This window comes from Boudabousia marimammalium (genome assembly GCF_001936115.1).
In the GTDB taxonomy this organism is placed as follows: Bacteria; Actinomycetota; Actinomycetes; order Actinomycetales; family Actinomycetaceae; genus Boudabousia; species Boudabousia marimammalium.
Map to the genome: position 1 here is coordinate 142,391 of NZ_MPDM01000005.1, position 18,450 is coordinate 160,840.

Annotated in this window: 16 protein-coding genes; 8 read left to right on the forward strand and 8 right to left on the reverse strand. The window is 55.6% G+C overall.

Annotated features, from left to right (window positions below):
• Window positions 1-64: 64 nt before the first annotated feature.
• Window positions 65-766, forward strand: a complete 702-nt coding sequence (locus BM477_RS05940) for a demethylmenaquinone methyltransferase (protein WP_075361743.1) — start codon at window positions 65-67, stop codon at window positions 764-766.
• 112 nt (window positions 767-878) lie between these two features.
• Here BM477_RS05940 and BM477_RS05945 read toward each other — a convergent pair whose 3' ends face one another.
• Together BM477_RS05945 and BM477_RS05950 are read right to left on the reverse strand one after the other, a co-directional pair.
• On the reverse strand, window positions 879-1,343 hold the full coding sequence (locus BM477_RS05945) for a GNAT family N-acetyltransferase (RefSeq protein WP_075361744.1): 465 nt from the start codon (window positions 1,341-1,343) through the stop codon (window positions 879-881).
• Window positions 1,344-1,377: 34 nt separating this feature from the next.
• Window positions 1,378-3,087: a cation:proton antiporter gene (locus BM477_RS05950; protein WP_075361745.1), complete on the reverse strand. Its 1,710-nt coding sequence runs from the start codon at window positions 3,085-3,087 to the stop codon at window positions 1,378-1,380.
• A gap of 233 nt (window positions 3,088-3,320) precedes the next feature.
• Between BM477_RS05950 and dnaK the strand changes: the two genes are divergently transcribed.
• From dnaK to BM477_RS05980, 6 genes are all read left to right on the forward strand, one after another.
• Window positions 3,321-5,168, forward strand: a complete 1,848-nt coding sequence (gene dnaK / locus BM477_RS05955; RefSeq protein ID WP_075361746.1) for a molecular chaperone DnaK — start codon at window positions 3,321-3,323, stop codon at window positions 5,166-5,168.
• Between the two features lie 114 nt (window positions 5,169-5,282).
• Window positions 5,283-5,906, forward strand: a complete 624-nt coding sequence (locus tag BM477_RS05960; protein WP_075361747.1) for a nucleotide exchange factor GrpE — start codon at window positions 5,283-5,285, stop codon at window positions 5,904-5,906.
• 61 nt (window positions 5,907-5,967) lie between these two features.
• Entirely contained in the window at window positions 5,968-6,978 is a 1,011-nt protein-coding gene (locus tag BM477_RS05965; RefSeq protein ID WP_075361748.1) for a DnaJ C-terminal domain-containing protein, read from the forward strand.
• A gap of 73 nt (window positions 6,979-7,051) precedes the next feature.
• Window positions 7,052-7,465 (forward strand): heat shock protein transcriptional repressor HspR, encoded by a 414-nt coding sequence (locus BM477_RS05970; RefSeq protein ID WP_084543766.1) that lies wholly within the window; start codon window positions 7,052-7,054, stop codon window positions 7,463-7,465.
• Between the two features lie 759 nt (window positions 7,466-8,224).
• Complete coding sequence (locus tag BM477_RS05975) at window positions 8,225-8,803, forward strand: hypothetical protein (protein ID WP_075361749.1); 579 nt, start codon at window positions 8,225-8,227, stop codon at window positions 8,801-8,803.
• Between the two features lie 20 nt (window positions 8,804-8,823).
• A complete protein-coding gene (locus BM477_RS05980; RefSeq protein WP_075361750.1) occupies window positions 8,824-9,207 on the forward strand; it encodes a hypothetical protein in 384 nt (127 codons plus the stop codon).
• A gap of 922 nt (window positions 9,208-10,129) precedes the next feature.
• Here BM477_RS05980 and BM477_RS08475 read toward each other — a convergent pair.
• The 4 genes from BM477_RS08475 to BM477_RS06005 form a co-directional block, all read right to left on the reverse strand.
• Window positions 10,130-10,450, reverse strand: a complete 321-nt coding sequence (locus BM477_RS08475; RefSeq protein WP_222842283.1) for a hypothetical protein — start codon at window positions 10,448-10,450, stop codon at window positions 10,130-10,132.
• A 42-nt stretch (window positions 10,451-10,492) separates the two neighbouring features.
• Window positions 10,493-10,870 carry a hypothetical protein gene (locus BM477_RS05995; protein WP_075361753.1) on the reverse strand — a complete coding sequence of 126 codons (378 nt, stop codon included), beginning with the start codon at window positions 10,868-10,870 and terminating at the stop codon, window positions 10,493-10,495.
• Window positions 10,863-13,148, reverse strand: a complete 2,286-nt coding sequence (locus BM477_RS06000) for a heterodisulfide reductase-related iron-sulfur binding cluster (RefSeq protein WP_342741782.1) — start codon at window positions 13,146-13,148, stop codon at window positions 10,863-10,865. The genes BM477_RS05995 and BM477_RS06000 overlap by 8 nt, the downstream gene beginning before the upstream one ends.
• An 83-nt stretch (window positions 13,149-13,231) precedes the next feature.
• Window positions 13,232-13,495 carry a DUF4235 domain-containing protein gene (locus BM477_RS06005; protein ID WP_075361755.1) on the reverse strand — a complete coding sequence of 88 codons (264 nt, stop codon included), beginning with the start codon at window positions 13,493-13,495 and terminating at the stop codon, window positions 13,232-13,234.
• Window positions 13,496-13,662: 167 nt separating this feature from the next.
• Between BM477_RS06005 and BM477_RS06010 the strand changes: the two genes are divergently transcribed.
• A complete protein-coding gene (locus BM477_RS06010; RefSeq protein ID WP_075361756.1) occupies window positions 13,663-14,610 on the forward strand; it encodes a glutathione S-transferase family protein in 948 nt (315 codons plus the stop codon).
• Window positions 14,611-14,654: 44 nt separating this feature from the next.
• Here the strand turns inward: BM477_RS06010 and BM477_RS06015 are convergent, their stop codons facing one another.
• Window positions 14,655-16,619, reverse strand: coding sequence for an ABC transporter ATP-binding protein (locus tag BM477_RS06015; protein WP_075361757.1), 1,965 nt, complete (start codon window positions 16,617-16,619; stop codon window positions 14,655-14,657).
• Window positions 16,616-18,376, reverse strand: a complete 1,761-nt coding sequence (locus BM477_RS06020) for an ABC transporter ATP-binding protein (protein ID WP_075361758.1) — start codon at window positions 18,374-18,376, stop codon at window positions 16,616-16,618. Before BM477_RS06020 ends, BM477_RS06015 begins: the two co-directional genes overlap by 4 nt.
• Window positions 18,377-18,450: the final 74 nt, after the last annotated feature.

The window sequence follows — 18,450 nt, forward strand, 5'->3', positions numbered from 1 at the left end:
CTACCGTGATTAGGCAAAGGGCGCGGCGGGCGGTTATCCTTATTCCAGACTATGAGGAGAATAAATGACTGATTACGCAGCCGATAAGCCTGTTGATAAATCCCCGCACCGCGTCGCGGAAATGTTTGACTCCGTGGCGGCGCACTACGATATTACCAATGATGTTATGTCCCTCGGGATGGACCGGGCTTGGCGTCACGCCACCTACCAGGCTCTGCAGCCTGAAGCGGGACAGTTGATTTTGGATCTGGCGGCCGGTACCGGTACGTCCTCGGCGGCGCTAGCAAAATCAGGTGCCACCGTGATTGCCTGCGATATTTCCCTCGGCATGATGGAGCAGGGCAAGAAACTCCACCCAGAGATCCAGTTCGTGGCCGGTAATGCGACCGCCTTACCTTTCGCTGATGATACTTTCGACGCAGTCACCATTAGTTTCGGACTGCGTAACGTGGATGACACGATGAAAGCGCTACAGGAAATGCGTCGCGTCACCAAGCCTGGTGGTCGCATCGTGATTTGCGAATTCTCTGAGCCGACCTGGAAGCCTTTCCGGAAGCTCTACCACTTCTACATGGGTACGCTCATGCAGAAGATGTCTTCCCTGTTGCAGAGCAATGATTCCGCTTACGTGTACTTAGCGAACTCGATTATGCAGTGGCCGAACCAAGAGAAGCTGGGGGCTCTGCTAGTTGAGGCAGGCTGGAAGGCAGTGGAGTACCGCAACCTCACCGGCGGAATCGCGGCCCTCCACCGCGCCACTGTCTAACCGTATTTGGTGGGCGGCGGCTGACAATATTGGTGGCCGCGACAATCCCGCGCTACTGCCGGAAAGTAATCAGCCGGCGGCCCATTCTGGGGCCACCCGAGCTAATCCTCTTTCAGTGGCGGTAGACGTTAGTTTCACGCTTTTCAAAACCGCAGGACTGGTAGAGGCGGTTCGCCGCCTCACGGCTAGGACGGGAAGTCAAATCCACTGTCTTGCAGCCGATTTCTTTCGCGAAAGCGACAGATTCTTCAATCAAAGCGCGACCCAGTCCCTTCCCGCGGGCAGTTTCGTCCACGACAACATCCTCAATCCAGCCGCGCATGCCAGTGGGAATATGGAAAGTGACGAGGGTGAGCATTCCCAGGATCTGGCCGGGCTGGGTGGTGTCAACCTCCGGGCCGGCAGTCGTGTAGTCCGGCTCATCGCGGGCAATGAAGAGGTAAACGTCAGGCTGGTCAAGGAGCTGATCAATACCGTCGTAGCCCAGCGGCTGAGCCGAAGATGATAGCTGCGGGATGAGTCGGGCAAAAGCGTCGACTAGCTCAGGGCTGGCGTCGGTAACAAGTTCAATGCTCATGTGTTCCTCCAAATGATGAGATGTAGAAAGTAGTCTACTCTGCCGTGGGCTGGCTTTGTGGAGATTCGGGTACCTGTGCAGCATCTCCATCCTCAATCGCACATACTTCTGAACCACTCTCCGGTGGTTGCAAGCGATCCAAATACCTGATGACTAGGTCGCTGCTGATGACCATTTCATCCTCGTCCTCAGACAAAGTCTTCCAGGTCTCATGCAGGTCCACGTCGTCTTGTAAGTGGTGGAACAGCTGCTCAATGACCGCGCGGCGTTCCAAGTTGAGGCGCTGCGCGATAGCTTCCCAGTCTGAGCCGGGGAAGACCTGTGAGGCTTTCAGTGCCAATGCCTCAGTCACGACCTGCGCATGTTTGACCATATCGGCTAGTTCTTCGCGGCGTTTAAGGGCGGTCTCGCGGGTTTCCTCATCGAGGGTGTCCGGGTCAACCGAGGATGCCTCCAGCTGAGCGACGGCCGCTTCGCGCATAATTTTGCGGGTCGATTCCATGGCTTCTTTAGCTTCGTGAGCTTTCTGCTCCGCCGACCGCACCTTGGTGTCATCGGATTTTTCCATGTCTTTATGGGAGTCCAGCAGGGAGCCCAGCAGTGGCATGATGAGGACAGAGGCGGCACCGCCAATCACCAGAGTGGAGGCCGTCGCCGGTTCCATCACGCCAGAGCTGACGGCCACATGTGTGACCGCCACAATCATGGGCAGGGAGGTCGAAGAATACGTGGCGATGCGCAATGCCTGCCTGAACCGGGTCAGGGGTGCGGAATCCAGCTCCAAGAAGGCGGCAAGGAAAACTGGGGTGCCGCGCACCACCATGAGGAGTCCAACGAAGATGAGGGCGAACCAGGGGTTCTGGATAACGCCGTCCAGCTCCAAAGACATGCCGGTGGTGACGAAGAAGATGGGGATGAGGAAACCGTATCCGATGCCGTCTAGTTTTTCTTCGAGCTCGCGCCGTCCCTTCGGGAGGGCTTGACGAACAATGAATCCGGCGGCGAAGGCGCCGAGGACCACGTCAAGTTTGAAGATGGTGGCTACGGTAATCAAAATGACCAGCAGTAGCACGGTGAGGCGTACCGTGGTTTGGGCGGTGGATTCTGCGCCGAAATGAATAATGTCGATGAGCCTGTTGCCGACCGCTTGGGCTTTACGGGGGATGAGGCCAATCACGATGGCGATAGCGAGGAAGATAATCACGACTACCGCATTAACAACCGTGTTCCGTACCCCCAGCAAGATGGCCATTGCGAGAATCGGGAAAAGCTCACCCATGGTGCCGTGATTAATAATGGCTTTCCCGATCTTGCTTTCCAGCATATTGCGGTCACGCAAGATGGGCAGGAGGGCGCCGAGGGCGGTTGCTGTCATGGCGATCGCTACGGCGAAGCCTTCAGCGGAGAATACTGTTACGCCGGGCATAAAGACGGTGACTAGAAGAGCCAGCAGCGCACTGATCATCCAAGCGCCAGATGCTAGTCTGCCGGAGCGTCCTTTGAGTCCGTGTACGTCCACTTCAAAACCGGCCAGAAGAAAGAGGAAGCCGAGGCCGAGTTCACGCAGTAGCTCAATTTCGTGTCCCATGTGTCCAATGCCTAGCATGGCAGGGCCAATGATGATGCCGCCGACTACCAGTAGGACAGATTCGGGGAGCAGGTTGCGGGGGACCAGGAATGAAATCACGGGGGCGATCGTTGCTACTAGCACGATGGCGGTGAGCGAGATAAATACGGAACTCATGAATACATTTTTACAGCAAAAAAGGGGGAAGTCAGGAATCTTTGGTCTGTAAGATATCTCCTTTCCTTTCCAGATAATCAGAAAACCAAAGTTGAGTCACTGTGACTCAAGAATCACTATCTTAAACTTGACAATAGTAGACTCAACTATTAAAGTTGAGCGTGTTCGGCTCAATATGGCAATCAGTTGCCAAGAGTCCAGATAGCTTAGAAGAAGAAAATAAGGAGAAAATTATGGCACGCGCAGTTGGTATCGACTTAGGTACAACAAACTCAGCCCTGGCTGTTCTCGAAGGTGGCGAGCCCACCATTATTGCTAACGCAGAAGGCACCCGCACCACCCCGTCGGTGGTCGCCTTCTCCAAGTCCGGTGACGTCCTAGTTGGCTCCGTCGCCAAAAACCAGGCAGTCACCAATGTTGACCGCACCATTTCCTCAGTCAAGCGCCACATGGGCACCGACTGGACTTTCAAAGTCGACGACAAGAACTACACTCCGCAGGAAATCTCCGCCCGCATCCTCGGCAAGCTGAAGCGTGACGCGGAAGCCTACCTCGGTGACACCGTGACCGACGCGGTCATTACCGTTCCCGCCTACTTCAACGACGCTGAGCGTCAGGCCACCAAGGATGCCGGACAGATCGCTGGTCTGAACGTGCTCCGGATTGTGAATGAGCCGACCGCCGCAGCTTTGGCCTACGGCCTGGAAAAAGGCAAGGAAGACGAACTCATCCTCGTCTTCGACCTCGGTGGCGGTACCTTCGACGTCTCCTTGCTGGAAGTTGGCAAGGACCCCGAAGATGGCTTCTCCACCATTCAGGTGCGCGCCACCAACGGTGACAACCGCCTCGGTGGTGATGACTGGGATCAGCGCATCATGGAATGGCTGGTCAAGCAGATTAAGGAACAGTCCGGTGTGGACGTCTCCGACAACAAGATGACCATGCAGCGTCTGCGTGAAGCCGCTGAGCAGGCCAAGAAGGAACTGTCCTCAGCTTCGTCCACCAACATCTCCCTGCAGTTCGTCGCCATGAACGAGGACGGCCCGGTTAACTTGGAAGAAAGCCTCAGCCGCGCCAAGTTCGAAGAAATGACCGCGGACCTGTTGGAGCGCACCAAGAAGCCGTTCCGTGCGGTAATCGCTGACGCCGGCATCAAGGTCTCCGACATTGACCACGTCGTGCTGGTGGGTGGCTCCACCCGTATGCCGGCCGTGACTGAGGTCGTGAAGGAACTGACCGGCGGCAAGGAACCCAACAAGGGCGTGAACCCCGATGAGGTCGTTGCTGTGGGCGCTGCTTTGCAAGCTGGCGTTATCCAGGGTGACCGTAAGGACGTCCTGCTGATTGACGTGACCCCGCTCTCCCTCGGTATTGAAACCAAGGGTGGCTTCATGACGAAGCTGATTGAGCGTAACACCGCTATCCCCACCAAGAAGTCCGAAATCTTCTCCACCGCAGAAGATAACCAGCCTTCTGTGATGATCCAGATTTACCAGGGTGAGCGTGAGTTCGCTCGCGACAATAAGCCGCTGGGTAACTTCGAACTGACCGGGATTGCTCCCGCCCCGCGCGGCATGCCGCAGATTGAGGTCACCTTCGACATTGACGCGAACGGTATCGTCCACGTCTCCGCGAAGGATAAGGGCACCGGTAAGGAACAGTCCATGACTATCACCGGTGGCTCCGGACTGGGCAAGGAAGACATCGACCGCATGGTGAAGGAAGCTGAAGAGCACGCCGCCGAAGATAAGCAGCGTCGTGAAGAAGCTGAAACCCGTAACCTCGCGGAGCAGACCGCATACTCCATTGACAAGCTACTCAAGGAGAATGAGGACAAGCTCTCCGATGAGCTAGTCACTGAGGTCCGCGAAGCCAACCAGGCCGTCAAGGACGCCCTTGAGGGGGATGACACCGAAAAGGTGAAGTCCGCCCTGGATGAGCTCAATGAGAAGTCTCAGAAGATCGGCCAGGCCATCTACGCAGCCGCTCAGGCGGAAGAAGCCCAGGCTGGTGGCGCCGAGCAGGCCGCCGCTGAGGATGATGTTGTCGACGCTGAAATCGTAGACGACGAAGAAAAGTGAGCAGAATAGATCACCTCGTGGCACCCCACGCAGTGTGAACTAAGATTGGGGCCGAGGACACTACACACGTCCTCGGCCCCTGCCGCTCACCTAACTCAGCGAAAAGGAGAAACCATGACCAACCCGAATAACCCCGAAGAAACCCCGATTGGGGACCAGGCCGAGGAATGGCTGGCTGAACAAGCCGCCGAGCAGACGCCGAGCGATGCCCCCAGCCCGAAGGAAGCGGAAGCGGGGGAAGGCATGGACGGTGAGGACGCTCCCGCCGACAGCGCCCCTGACCCGCTGGAAACAGCCCAGGCGCGTATCGCGGAACTGGAGGACCTCCTCGCCCGCGCGCAAGCTGACACCTACAATGTGCAGCAGGAATACAACAACTATGTGCGCCGCACTAAGGGAGAAATCCCCACCCACCGGCAAAACGGACAGGCCGAGGTCGTAGAAGCGCTGCTTCCTGCCCTCGATGACGTGCATGCCGCCCGGGAACACGGACAGCTTGAAGAAGGCCCCTTCGCCGCGATTGTGAAGAAGATCGAGGAAGCCCTCGCCAACCGGATGAACCTAGAGATTTACGGTGGCGTCGGGGAACTCTTCGACCCGAATCTACATGAGGCCCTGATGGCGGAACCTTCCGACGAGGTGGAAGAAACCACTATCGTCCAGGTCCTGCAGCCCGGCTACCGGATCGGTGACAGAATCTTGCGGCCCGCCCGCGTAATCGTCCACAATCCAGCCTGAGTCAGGTAAAGATAAAGACAGACACAGTGAAAACACTTTTAACTAGAAAGGGGGAGTAACAATGAGCGCACAAGAATGGTTCGATAAGGACTTCTACGCGGTCCTAGGCGTTTCCAAAACGGCAAGCGAAGACGAAATCAAAAAAGCGTATCGTAAACTCGCCCGCAAATACCATCCCGATAAGAACCCCGGTGATAAAGCCGCGGAAGAGAAGTTCAAGGAGATTGGTGAAGCCTACCAGGTGCTATCTGACCCAAAAGAGCGCAAGCAGTACGATGCGATCCGTCAGATGGCGGGCGGTGGAGCCCGCTTCGCAACTGGTGCAAATGGCGCATCGGGCGGCTTCGAAGATCTCTTCGGAGGAATGTTTGGCGGTGGGCAAAACGCCCAGTACGTCAATTTCGGAACTGGCGGCGGGGCCGGCGGGGCCAACTTTGATGACATCCTCGGCTCTATGTTTGGGGCTGCGAGCGGTCGCGGCCGCGGCAGCGCAGGCTTTGGTGGCTTCGGTCCCACCGCCGGGCGCGGTGCAGATCTGAACGCCTCCACTACGCTGAGCTTCAGGCAGGCTTTCGAAGGCACCACCTTGACCCTGAAAGTTGAAGGACGCACCGTAAAAACCCGTATCCCAGCGGGCGTGCATGATGGCCAGAAAATCAAACTGGCCGGCAAGGGACGTCCCGGACAAAACGGGGGACCGGCCGGGGATTTGATTATCAAAATCCAGGTTGCTGAGCATCCCGTCTTCTCCATTGAGGGTGACGATGTGATCGCTCGTGTCCCGGTGAGTTTCGATGAAGCCATCCTCGGCACCAAAATGAAGGTGCCCATGGTGGATGGCAGCTCCGTGACGGTGAAGGTTCCCGCCGGGACTGTCTCGGGCACGCGCCTGCGTTTGCGAGGCCGTGGCCTGAAACGTTCAAAGCTGAGGACCGGACACATGTTCGTGGAAATCCAGGTGCAGGTTCCCGCCGAGCTCAACGATGCCGCCCGGGCAGCTGTAGAGCAGTATGCGCAGGCGATGGCGGGAAATGACCCGCGGGCAGACCTGTTCGACTTGGCAGCGCAGTAATACAATGGTGGCGTGGAGCTAGCCGCACCGGCTTAGCTCCGCGCTTTGACTTAACGAGGAGGTGAAAGAGTCCGTGGCTGAAACAACCTATGTGATCTCGGTGGCAGCTGAGCTGGCCGGAATGCATCCACAGACTCTGCGCCAATACGATCGACTGGGACTGGTCACCCCGCGGCGCACTCGCGGTCGAGGGCGCCGCTACACGCAACGCGACATTACAATTTTGCGTCGCGTGCAGTACATGTCCCAAGAAGAAGGCATTAATCTGGAGGGAATCCGCCGGATTCTGGAGCTCGAAGCCCGCGTGGAGCGGGCGGAGCAGATGCTTCGTCAGGTTGCGGAAGCTGAAGCTGCCAGAGCGCGTTCCCGCCACCGCGTCTTCGCTGCGGACGCCTCCGGGCACATCTACGAGACTGCTACTGGCAGGCCGGTACGGATGAACTACCGGCTGCTACCTGCCGCGCCTTCACCAACTGATGTGGTTTAAGGAGCAGGATAGGGACTAAATGCTTCTGGGGAAAGCAAATCAACTAAACCTAATTGTGGGGCTATAGGACATTGGGTGTTGTTGTGCTTGGTTTCCCTTGCTGTGGTGCGGGGTGCCCGCACCCTTAACGCACTACAGTCCCACCCAGCCACCCGCACCGTTTACGTATGAGTTTTTTGCTGAAACAGCCCGTTTTACCCCTGTTTGGGTAAAAAACTCATACATAAATACTGAAAAACCACCCACATCACCGTTTATGTATGACTTATTTGCTGAAATGGTCGGTTTTACCCCTGTTTTTGTGAATAACTCATACGTAACTGCGGTGGCGCATTCGGACTGTGTGGGATTTTGCGTTTTGTACTAGAAATTATCTAGTACAAAATACGTTTTCCCACACACTCCATGAACAGTAGGCAGAGCAGCCAGTGGACAGAGTAGCCAGCGGGCTGGAAAAGATCACAGCGAGAACGCCCTTACACCACTCCTCACAGCACTGGCACGACCCTCGGACACGCCACAGCAGTAGCACAAAACCTTCAAACACCAACCCCCAGTTTTCCGACTCATCACAGTCCCTTCACACCAGAACTGCCCAACCACAAGGACGCATTCCACACCACCACAGTTTGTCCTATAGCCCTAATTGTGACAGGTAAACTCATGGTTTTGGGCTTGCAATTAGGGTATTGTTGTTGTATAAGCATTTTTCTATCGATTTGAGAAGTGCTTTTACCTGATAGTTTCAAAGGAGAAACCATGAACCAGAAGGTTATTATTGCAAGTGCGGTTGTACTTTTAGCTGTGCCCGCATTGGTCGCATTACCAATGGTTGCTGGTAATGCTGTTGCTACACCCAAGGCACAGCCTGTAGAAATGGGTCAAGAACGATTGTGGCATGGCGAGGCTTCACCGGAAGTCGATCGACTGATTGAGAGACTGGGTGGGGAAGTTGCACAATACCCCGATTTGTTTGGGGGTGTGGCATTGTCCTATGACCGACAGATGGTGAAGCTATTTGTGGTCGATCCAAGTAGCATTTCTAGAATTTCTGCAATTGACGCTATTGTGAGAGACAATCCTGCTTTAATCAAAGTTGTTGACGTCAACTATTCCATTACCGAATTGGAATCGCACAGAGATAAGGCGATAGAGGTATTGCACGGTAAAGACTTGGTCGCGGCCTCAATCGATTCAATGAACAACACTGTTTCATTGGCTGTAGAAAAGAATTCGGAAGCGGAAGCCATGCTGGCCTTGCCCGGTAATAGTTCAGTCTTGGACCCTTCCTTGTTCAAAGTTGAGCTGGCAAATCAGGCCGAACTCAGCGCGAACTAGCTACCCTGAGAGGAGAAATCATGGGAGTCAAACTGGTTTCGTTTACCGTGCTGACTTTGGCAGCACTGTCTCTCTCAGCATGTAGCTCTGCTTCATATCCGTTACCAAAGCTGGAACCGCATAAAGCACACAACTCCATGCTGGCTGAATATGAGCTGGGCAAGATTGTTGTCGGGAAAGATCAGGCTTGCCCGTTCACTAGTGACAATCAGCTGATTGTTTTCAGTGAAGACGGTACTGCTGACGCTGCTGGAAAATCCATCACAGTTGGTGAAACCGTCGTAAAAGTCGGAGAAAAGTTTAGCGGACCTTCCTTTGCTAAACTTCCCGACGGCTTTACGTGTAACGGTGAGAATTATCCGGCGATACAGATTGTTGCTCCCGGAATCGAGAAGTCTAAGTAACTAGCTGATCGATAGAAAGAATGTAGAGATACAGGGGTGGGGTACTGCCGAAAAGTATCCTCAACCTAGAGAATGGTCGGCGGGTAGTTGTGAAGCGGTTAATAAATTTGGGTGCCGTATTTTTAGGTATCGTCGTGATTTGTATCGCGTATCTAAATGGTATGCAAATAGAGAACGCGCTACCTTTAGGGGCAGACACTACTGGGTTTATCAACTTTCAAACTTCACAGCTACCTGCCCACCAAATCAACGAATCATTGCTGGATTTTGGCGTCAAACATGATTTAGAGATTTATCAACTTTCTGCCACTGATGGGGTTTTGAAAACAGAAATCGTCTCACGGGGCGCTAATCAACTTTCATTCTGCAAGAACTACTGTTAAATGAACGTAATCGCGGCGCCCTCGTAATCATTTCCACCCATGATTTCGAACTAGCGCAAGCCTGTGACCAAATCGTAGACCTGAGAGCATACCGCCCAGATGCACTTATCGACACTTAGGCTTTCTCAACCGGTTTTCGTCCCAAACATTAGTTAGTGTAAAGGCGCTTATCACACAGCTTTCGGGATTTCTTACACTGGTTTTACTCAGGCTTCGCTGTGTGGAGCAGCGGTGTGTTGCAAAGTGCTGTTTTTGGGGTGATTTTGCGGCACACTGTTGCATTTTGCGACACAGCGGGTGAAATACATTGTCGGAGGACGCAGATTTCATCCTCATGTGGGTTTATTACGACGTTCTTGGCGAATAGAAGAAAGAGATGGTGCCCTCAGCCGCAGTTCAAAAAACCTTAATCGCGGGAGTAGAACCCCATCTCTTTAACTGAGAGCAGTGGATTTCTCTCGCATCCTCGTTTTATGTCTTTGGTGCTTTACAAGGCGGCAAGGCGCGACTGATACTGTCACGATTGTGTCGAAATAGTTTCACTTCTTCTTGGAAGGTTTCGTCAACAGTATCAATGCGAGTAGCGCAGCCAGACTGAACATTGCGAAAGAACTCGTCAGAGCGTTCAGCATATGTGAGGGAGTACCTTGCCAGGAATAAACTGTCCCAGTAACTCCAAAGATGACTGTCAAAGTGCCCAAAATTAACGTCGTTACCCGCAACAGGTTGATGATCTTTTTCATTTTCATCACTTTACCAGCAAGCCGGGAAACCGTTAAAAGGATTAGTGTTTGAGGTGGTGTGTTGCAAAGTGCTGTTTTTGGGGTGATTTTGCGGCACACTGTTGCATTTTGCGACACAGGCTTTGCTCAGGCATGAGGGTGCGAGAGGCAATCGCTGGGCTAGGAGTTTTTTAGTAGAGCCGAGGATGACATCCAAGCTCCCATACTGGTAACGAGGGTTCCCAGCAGTAGACTCACCTGAATTATGACTGCCCACGTCTGGCTAGAGGGCGCCCAAATCAGCATGCCGAAAGTTAGCAGTAGCAAGAAATAGCCAGAAACCCCCGCAATAAACCAGGTTGGGGTCCCCTGATTCGCTGACTTCTTTACGCCCTCGGACAGGCGCCTTCGGCCCACCAGCAGGGCACTAGCACTAAAGATATAGAGAACCCCGGAAACTAAGAGAGAAGCAACGGTCCAGCCGGTGAAGCTGACACTCATCAGCACCAGCCAGCCTAGGGTGGGGCCAAAAATTGCGAATGCGGGCATCTTACTCATTACTACCTCCTACACTGGCGGATGCTAAATCTGGCTGATCGCCGCGGCGAACCGCCTCCAGTAGAGTCAAAGAAATATCGTGAACCTGAACGCTGCTGTCAGTTTCGCCAGCTCCAGACTGCTTCGGAATCTGCCCGGCAGAGCCCAACATTTGCGTGCAGAAGGGGCAGGCGGTAGCGACCTCAGCCGCACCAGTGCCCGCCGCTTCACCCATGCGGGCGACCGCAATCCGGGTGCCTTCGCTTTCTTCCATCCAAGCGCGAGCCCCACCGCCACCACAACACATGGCGCCTTCACGTGAGCGCGGCATCTCCACCTGCTTCACGCCGGGAATCGCGTCCAAAAGTTCACGTGGAGGCTCGTAAATCTGATTATGACGGCCCAGATAGCACGGATCATGGTAGGTGATGGTCTTTTCTGCACCCGGCTGCGGCGGCACCGGAATCAGGCGCTTCTCTCGCACCAGCCGGTTTAGCAGCTGGGTATGATGAACCACCTCAAAATGGCCATCCAAGTCCGGGAACTCGCGGGCGATCGTATTAAAACAGTGCGCACAAGACACCACAATTTTGCGTGCCTTCACCTCATTCAAAGTGCTGACTGCCGCTTCGGCCAGCATCTGATACAGCACCTCATTGCCGGCTCGGCGGGCCGGATCGCCAGTACAGGACTCGCCCTGACCCAAGACTGCGAAACTCACCCCGGCACGGTGCAAAAGCTCCGCAATTGCGGCAGAGGTTTTCTTCCCCTGATCATCGAAAGCACCCGCGCAGCCGACCCAGAACAGGTATTCAACTGCGGTGGCATCCTCCACGTCCACGCCCAAGACAGGAACCGGGAAGTCCAGGTTCTTTGCCCAGTCCATTCGTTTGCGGGCGGCTTGACCGTAAGGGTTGCCTTTCTTTTCTAGCTGCTTGAAAACGCCTGCTAGTTCCTTCGGGAAAGCGGACTCCATCAGCACCTGGTGGCGGCGCACATCCACAATATGATCCACGTGCTCAATATCTACCGGGCACTGCTCCACGCAGGCACCGCAGGTCGTGCAAGCCCACAGCACATCCGGGGTGATCACTTCTGGCACCAGCTGCCGCTCCAGCGGATTAGCGGAAGCCTCAGCGCTTTGCGCGCCGGAGGCCCGCAGGGCCGCTAAAACATCCCCCGAATGCTCCGGGATGGGGGTGAACAGGTCGGAAGGGAAATCCCCGTTAGCGTCCTCAGCTGGCGACTCGCCAGGCTGTTCCAGTTCCTGGGCGGCACGCATGAAAGCCGCCGTGGCGGCATGATGGTCGCGTAGCGCCAGGGTGAAAAGCTTCGGGGAAAGAGGTTTGCCCGTGGACCAGGCCGGGCAGAGCTCTTGGCAGCGGCCGCACTCCGTGCAGGTTGAAAAATCCAGCAGGCCCTTCCAAGTGAAATCAGAAATACTGCCCACACCTAGTTTGGCGTCCTCCGGGAGCTCCTCTAGGGTCTCCATGGTGAGGGGCTCACCGGCAACCCGGATGGGTTCGAGGGGGCCGAGGGCGTTACTGCCATCAACCTCACGGCGAGCATAAATATTTACTACCGCCAAGAAACGGTGCCAGGCGACGCCCATACTGGTTTGCACGCCGACCACCATCATCCAGAGCATGGAAATCACAATCTTCGCGCAGGCGGTAACCGTGATCAGATTCGCCAAAGTAGCCTGAGAATAGCCGGTTAGAAGCGTACCCATCCAGGCGGTAAAAGGATGCAAAAGTAGCGCAGAATGGTCAGGGGAAAGAGCCGGCTGAGAGTAAGCATACTCAGCGGCGCGTAACACCAGCACGCAGATAACGACGCCCAGTACCACTAGCTCCACAAAAATGGCATGCCAGCGGGTAGAGCCGAAGAAGCGACGCGGCAAATTCGACGCCTCCCCAGTCTGATTGCCGCGCTCTAACTGTTCAGCTTTCCGCCACGGCAGCACGCCGCCATTACGTAAGCGCACCACCATCAGCGCCAAAATGCCCAGCAAGCTCAGCCAGGCAATCAGCTCTACCGTCCACGTGTAGGGGGCGAAACTATCTAAAAAGGGAAGCGCAAAACCGGGGTTGAGTAGCTGCCCGTAACCGGTGATTAGCGTTAAGAAAAGAAGCGGGAAAGAAACCATCACCAGCCAGTGGGCGACCCGCACCACCGGACGCCCTCGGAACCCAGAATGGGAAAAAATGGAAACGAAAGCACGCCAAAGTCGCGCCCCGACAGGCCGAACCCGCTCAGGGGCGGGGGCACCCATCTGCATCCGCTGCAGGATTTTCACGCAGCCGGTGATAAAAGACCCTAACCCGACTAGGGTAGCTGTCAGCGCCAGAAAAAAAGAAACGGCACTAAGCGAGGAGATAATTAGACCTCCAGCTGATTAAACTTGCTACCGCCGTACCACTGGTTAGCTTTGCCGAGGGCAAAACGGCGGGTAGCCGCCATGACCAGACCAGAAATCGCGCCGAAGGCGAGCACCTCAAGCATACGGGCTTGGAGTTCTTCTTCGCCCTCGGTCGGGGGCTTATGCCCGGTCACCAGTTTCCAACCGTTTTTCACCACTAGGTTCGCCACAATCGCCGCCCCCGCTAGGGTTAAGCCATTGACTACTTTCCAACTGATGTCCATGAGTGCTCCTTCACTGCTGAAATAAAGTCTCTCCCAGTCTACCTGCCTGAAGCGGGCTTCACCCAGTGACTGTCTGCGGGACTTTCACGCTTCTAAAGTCCCGGCGGTGCGATAGAGTTAAAGAAAAGGCTATAACCGACGATTATTTTGTCTCCTGAGGAGGAACCATGTCAGTGCAATCGCTTCGTTTCATCCCGTCTGAGGGTTCCTTCCCAGCCGCGGATTATCCCGCCGAATTTACTCTCCAGCCGGAACCGGGACACTACCGGATAGTGGGTTTCATGGGCTGTCCTTGGTGCCGGCGCGTCATTACCGCCCGCCGTCTCTTGGGTTTGGAGCCGGTGCTGGCAGCCTCTGTGGCTTGGTCTGCTAGCGCGGATGGTTTTGTGTTCGAGGATTCTGAAGAAATCGCCCCGGCAACCGGACCGAAGTTGGGCTTCGATCCGGATTTACGGTCGCGCACGCATCAGGAACTCTACCGGCGACAGTCTAGCTGGGAACCCGGTGAGCCTACCCCGGTACCGGTCGTAGTGAATGACCGAAACCCGCATTTCCTTGGCGAAATCGTCATGAACAAAACCGACCAGATTGTTTACGATTTAGCGGTGGCTTGGTCTGCCTATCATGCCGAGGGGGCGCCCCAGCTCCATCCGCTGGATGGGGATGAGGAAGTTGCAGAACAGATTGCCGCTTTCCTGAACTGGTTGAATGAGGATTTGACCCCGTACTGGGGGAAGGTGAAGAATGCTGCCACGCAGGAAGATAAAGATCTGGCGCAGCGGCGCATCGTGGAAGCCTTGGTGAATCTCAACGACTATCTGAAAGATCGCGATTTGACAGTCGACGCTCAGATCAGGGCCAGCGATGTGGCATTATTCGCCACCTTGATTCCATTGGCTGCGATGCATGCTGAGGCCGCCTACCAGGTGGGTTATGAGTCTGCGATTCGGCAGGGTGCAGATGAGGAAGGCGCGGAGGTGGCGGGCTTTGATGCGGTTGCTCGGGCCGGTTCACCCTTCGCTGACTGGAGTGAAGTGGACCGCTACTATCAGCGTCTTGCTAAAGATCCAGTCTGGTTGACTGACGCCGAGCGGAAAGCCTTGCGTCTGGCCTAAGCTACCAGCCCCAGCAGCCTATTCCAGCAACTCAGTCCAGCGACTCAGTCCAGTAGGGCGCCGCCTTCATCCGCGTCGGTGCCGGCAGTTAGTTGCGCGTCATGCAACCTGCGGTAGGCGCCATGGGCAGCCATCAGCTCCCGGTGCGTGCCCTGCTCCACGACGTTGCCGTTTTCCATGACTACAATCAGGTCGGCGTCACGAATCGTGGAAAGCCGGTGCGCAATCACGAAACTGGTGCGGCCCGAACGCAGCTGGTTCATGGCCCGCTGCACCAGCACCTCAGTGCGGGTATCCACCGATGAGGTCGCCTCATCCAAAATCAGGATGGACGGGTCGCTCAAGAAAGCACGCGCAATGGTCAGCAGCTGCTTTTCGCCTTGGGAAATGCCATTGCCTTCATCGTCAATCATGGTGTGGTAGCCGTCCGGCATGGCCCGAATAATATGGTCCACACTGGTTGCCTTCGTGGCCGCCTGAACTTCCTCATCGGTTGCGTCAGTCTTGCCGAACTGGACGTTTTCTTGCAAAGTGCCGTTAAACAGCCAGGTTTCTTGCAACACCATGCCCATCTGGGCACGTAGTTCGTCCCGGGGAATGTCGAGGGTGTTTACCCCATTAACGTAGATGGCTCCAGAATCAATCTCATAGAAACGCATCAGCAGGTTAACTAGCGTGGTTTTACCGGCGCCGGTCGGGCCCACAATGGCCACAGTCTGACCCTTCTTAACGCTCAGGTTCAAGCCAGTAATGACCGGTTTGCCCGGCTCATAACTGAAGGTAACATCCTGGAAAGTCACCACCGGGGTTTCCTTAGGCGAGGTCCCTAGGTGGGTGGGAGTAGCCTCCGGAGCGGCTTTCAGCTCAGCGGAGCGGACATCGTAAGACAGCTCCGGGGCGTCCAAGAAACTGAAGATACGTTCCGCGGAGGCCGCGCCAGATTGCAGTACCTGAGCCATTTGGGCGAGGCCACTGAGCGGCTGAGTAAAGTTTCGCGAATACTGGATGAAGGCCTGCACCGCACCCAAAGTCATGCGACCGTGCGCGACATAGAAGCCGCCGGCGACCGCCACCAGCACATAGGCGAGGTTCGCCAACATGGACATCAGCGGCCACATAATGCCGGAGAGGAACTGCGACATGAAAGTGGCGTGCTGGACGCGATCATTAGCTTCAGCGAACTGGTCATTGAAATTATCTTGGAGACCGTACAGGGTGACAACTTCCTGACCGGTGAAGTTTTCTTCCACCACATTCGATACGTCGCCGGTCGCCTTCCAGCGTTCCTTGAAGTGCGGTTTCGCGCGACCCAGCAGCACCCGGCCCAGCAAGATGGCCAGCGGAATAATAATGATGGTTAGCAGCGCCAAGCTCCAAGACATCCAGAACATCATGGAGAGCATGGCCACCAGAGAAATCATTGACGGCACCAGCTGCACGAAAACCTGCATCAAGGTGTCTTTCACATTGTCAATATCGTTGGTGACACGGGAAAGCAGATCACCGCGTGAGGAGTCATCCAGGTAGGAGAGCGTGAGCTTATCAATCTTGCGCTGCACCTTTTGCCGGAGGCGGTTTTCTGTGCGCAGCACCGCGTAGCGGGCTAGCAAGCCACTAAAGAACAAGATCAGGGCACTCAGCAGGTAGAGGACTGCTACTACACCCAGCAGCCACAGCAGCCCACTCCAGTCGAAGAGGGCGCCCGGGTGTAGGTCCATTGCGGAAAGCATCTGGCTAATCTGGCTCTGCCCATCCGCCTCATATTGGGCAATCAGCTGCTCTTTCGTGGTGCCGAGGGCGGCTTTTTGGTTGAATACGCCCTCGAAAACCAGGTTTGTGGCGTTACCCAAAATCATGGGCGCCACTGAGCTCATCGCGATAGAAGCCAAAGACAGAATGAAGAACCAGATCAGTCCCGTCCGTTCAGGCCGCATATTCTGCGCGAGCCGGCGCATAATGCCACGGAATTCTTTGAAACCGCCGGAGGGTTTTTGCAAGTCGCCTCTCATGCTGTCGCCTCCTGTGCATCAATCTGCGAATCCACAATTTCTCGGTAGGTTTCACAAGTCTCAAGGAGCTGCTCATGGGTGCCTTGGCCGACCACTTCGCCGCGATCTAGCACTAAAATATTGTCCGCGCCCGCAATGGTGGAAACGCGTTGCGCCACCATGAGGACGGCCGCGCCTTTAATGGCGGGGCCGAGGGCGGTCCGAAGCCGCGCCTCCGTTCCGTAGTCAAGTGCGGAAAATGAATCATCAAATATGTAAAGGTCCGCGGCGCGGTAGAGGGCGCGAGCAATCGTGAGGCGCTGCTGCTGGCCGCCAGAGAAGTTGGAGCCGCCGGTGGAAACGGGCGCGTCCATGCCTTCCTCCAGTCTGCTCACGAACTCCCAAGCCTGCGCGGTTTTCAGGGCCTGCGCGATTTTTTCTTTGACTTCCTCAGTAATATTTTCGGGAGCCAGACCGGAAACCGTGGAAGCAATCGTGCCGGAGAACAGGTAGGTGTGTTGTGGGACGTAGGCGATTCGCGCCCGCAGATCCGCCAAATCAAGCTCCCGCAAATCAATTCCGTCGGCGGTGAGTTTGCCGCTGGAAGGATCATGGAGCCTGGGCAGCAGGGTCGCCAAAGTGGATTTACCTGAACCCGTCGAACCGATTACCGCGGTGGTTTGGCCGGGCCGCAAAGTCGCATTCACATGCGCTAAGACAGGGACTTCCGCGCCCTCGTATTGGACGGTGACATCCTCCAAAGCAAAGGTGGGATGCTCGCCTTCTTGGTAGGGGCCGAGGGGGCGAGGGGTCTGCGGTGAATGAATGCTGGTTTTGGTCTCTAGTACGGCCCCGATACGCTCCGCGGCGACCTGTCCGCGCGGCACCATCATGAAGACGAAAGAGAGCAGCATGACAGAGAAGAACACCTGCATCAGGTAGTTCAAGAAGGCGATCATGGAGCCAATCTCCATATGGCCGCCGGTGACGCGTAAAGCACCGAAACCTACCACGGCGACGGAGGAAACTCCCAGCAGTACGTTGATAGTTGGGAACATCAGAGAGAACAGGAAACTCAAACCCTGTTTGGCTTCCAGCAGGCTGGTGGAGCGTTTGTCGAAGCGCTCCCGCTCTGCGTCCTGGCGGACGAAAGCGCGAATCACACGGGCGCCGCTGAGCTGTTCACGTAAGACCGCGTTAATCCGGTCGGTGCGGGTTTGGACGCGGCGGAAGTGGAACTGGAGCCGCCACATAATCATTCCCATGGCAAAGCCCAGTAGGGGCACTACGACTACCAGCAGCAGGGAGAGGCCGGCATCTTGACGGATCGCCATAATGACCGCGCCAACCCCAATCAGGGGCGCCATTATCATTTCGGTGAAGGCCAAAATGGTGACCATCTGCAGGGTCTGAATATCGTTGGTCGCGCGGGTGATTAGTGAAGCCGCCTCGAACTCATGAATTTCTGCGCGGGAAAAAGTCTGCACGGTAGCGAAAGTGTCCCGCCGCATCTGATGAGAAATTGAGGTGCCGACTTTAGCGCCGTAGTAGGTTGCCACAATGGTGGCGGCAACTTGCACCACGGTCATCCCTAGCATCAGTAGGCCGTAATGCCAGATGGCGTTGGTATCTCCGATGACGACGCCGTCGTCAATAATGGCCGCGTTCAAGGACGGTAACCACAGTGAAGCTACGGTTTGGATTAGCTGCATCAGTAAAATCACCAGAATTGACCACACGTGTGGTCGCGCGTATTCGCGGATTAGTTTGAACAGCATAGATCGGTCCTTAAAGTGCTTACGGAAGTCAAAAATTAAGTTAGAGACAAAAGAGTTAAATGTGTGTACCCAGT

Coding starts and splice junctions, on each gene's coding strand:
- BM477_RS05940 (WP_075361743.1), top strand. CDS start 65: ATGACTGATTACGCAGCCGATAAGCCTGTTGATAAATCCCCGCACCGC.
- BM477_RS05945 (WP_075361744.1), bottom strand. CDS start 1,343: ATGAGCATTGAACTTGTTACCGACGCCAGCCCTGAGCTAGTCGACGCT.
- BM477_RS05950 (WP_075361745.1), bottom strand. CDS start 3,087: ATGAGTTCCGTATTTATCTCGCTCACCGCCATCGTGCTAGTAGCAACG.
- dnaK (WP_075361746.1), top strand. CDS start 3,321: ATGGCACGCGCAGTTGGTATCGACTTAGGTACAACAAACTCAGCCCTG.
- BM477_RS05960 (WP_075361747.1), top strand. CDS start 5,283: ATGACCAACCCGAATAACCCCGAAGAAACCCCGATTGGGGACCAGGCC.
- BM477_RS05965 (WP_075361748.1), top strand. CDS start 5,968: ATGAGCGCACAAGAATGGTTCGATAAGGACTTCTACGCGGTCCTAGGC.
- BM477_RS05975 (WP_075361749.1), top strand. CDS start 8,225: ATGAACCAGAAGGTTATTATTGCAAGTGCGGTTGTACTTTTAGCTGTG.
- BM477_RS05980 (WP_075361750.1), top strand. CDS start 8,824: ATGGGAGTCAAACTGGTTTCGTTTACCGTGCTGACTTTGGCAGCACTG.
- BM477_RS05995 (WP_075361753.1), bottom strand. CDS start 10,870: ATGAGTAAGATGCCCGCATTCGCAATTTTTGGCCCCACCCTAGGCTGG.
- BM477_RS06005 (WP_075361755.1), bottom strand. CDS start 13,495: ATGGACATCAGTTGGAAAGTAGTCAATGGCTTAACCCTAGCGGGGGCG.
- BM477_RS06010 (WP_075361756.1), top strand. CDS start 13,663: ATGTCAGTGCAATCGCTTCGTTTCATCCCGTCTGAGGGTTCCTTCCCA.
- BM477_RS06015 (WP_075361757.1), bottom strand. CDS start 16,619: ATGAGAGGCGACTTGCAAAAACCCTCCGGCGGTTTCAAAGAATTCCGT.
- BM477_RS06020 (WP_075361758.1), bottom strand. CDS start 18,376: ATGCTGTTCAAACTAATCCGCGAATACGCGCGACCACACGTGTGGTCA.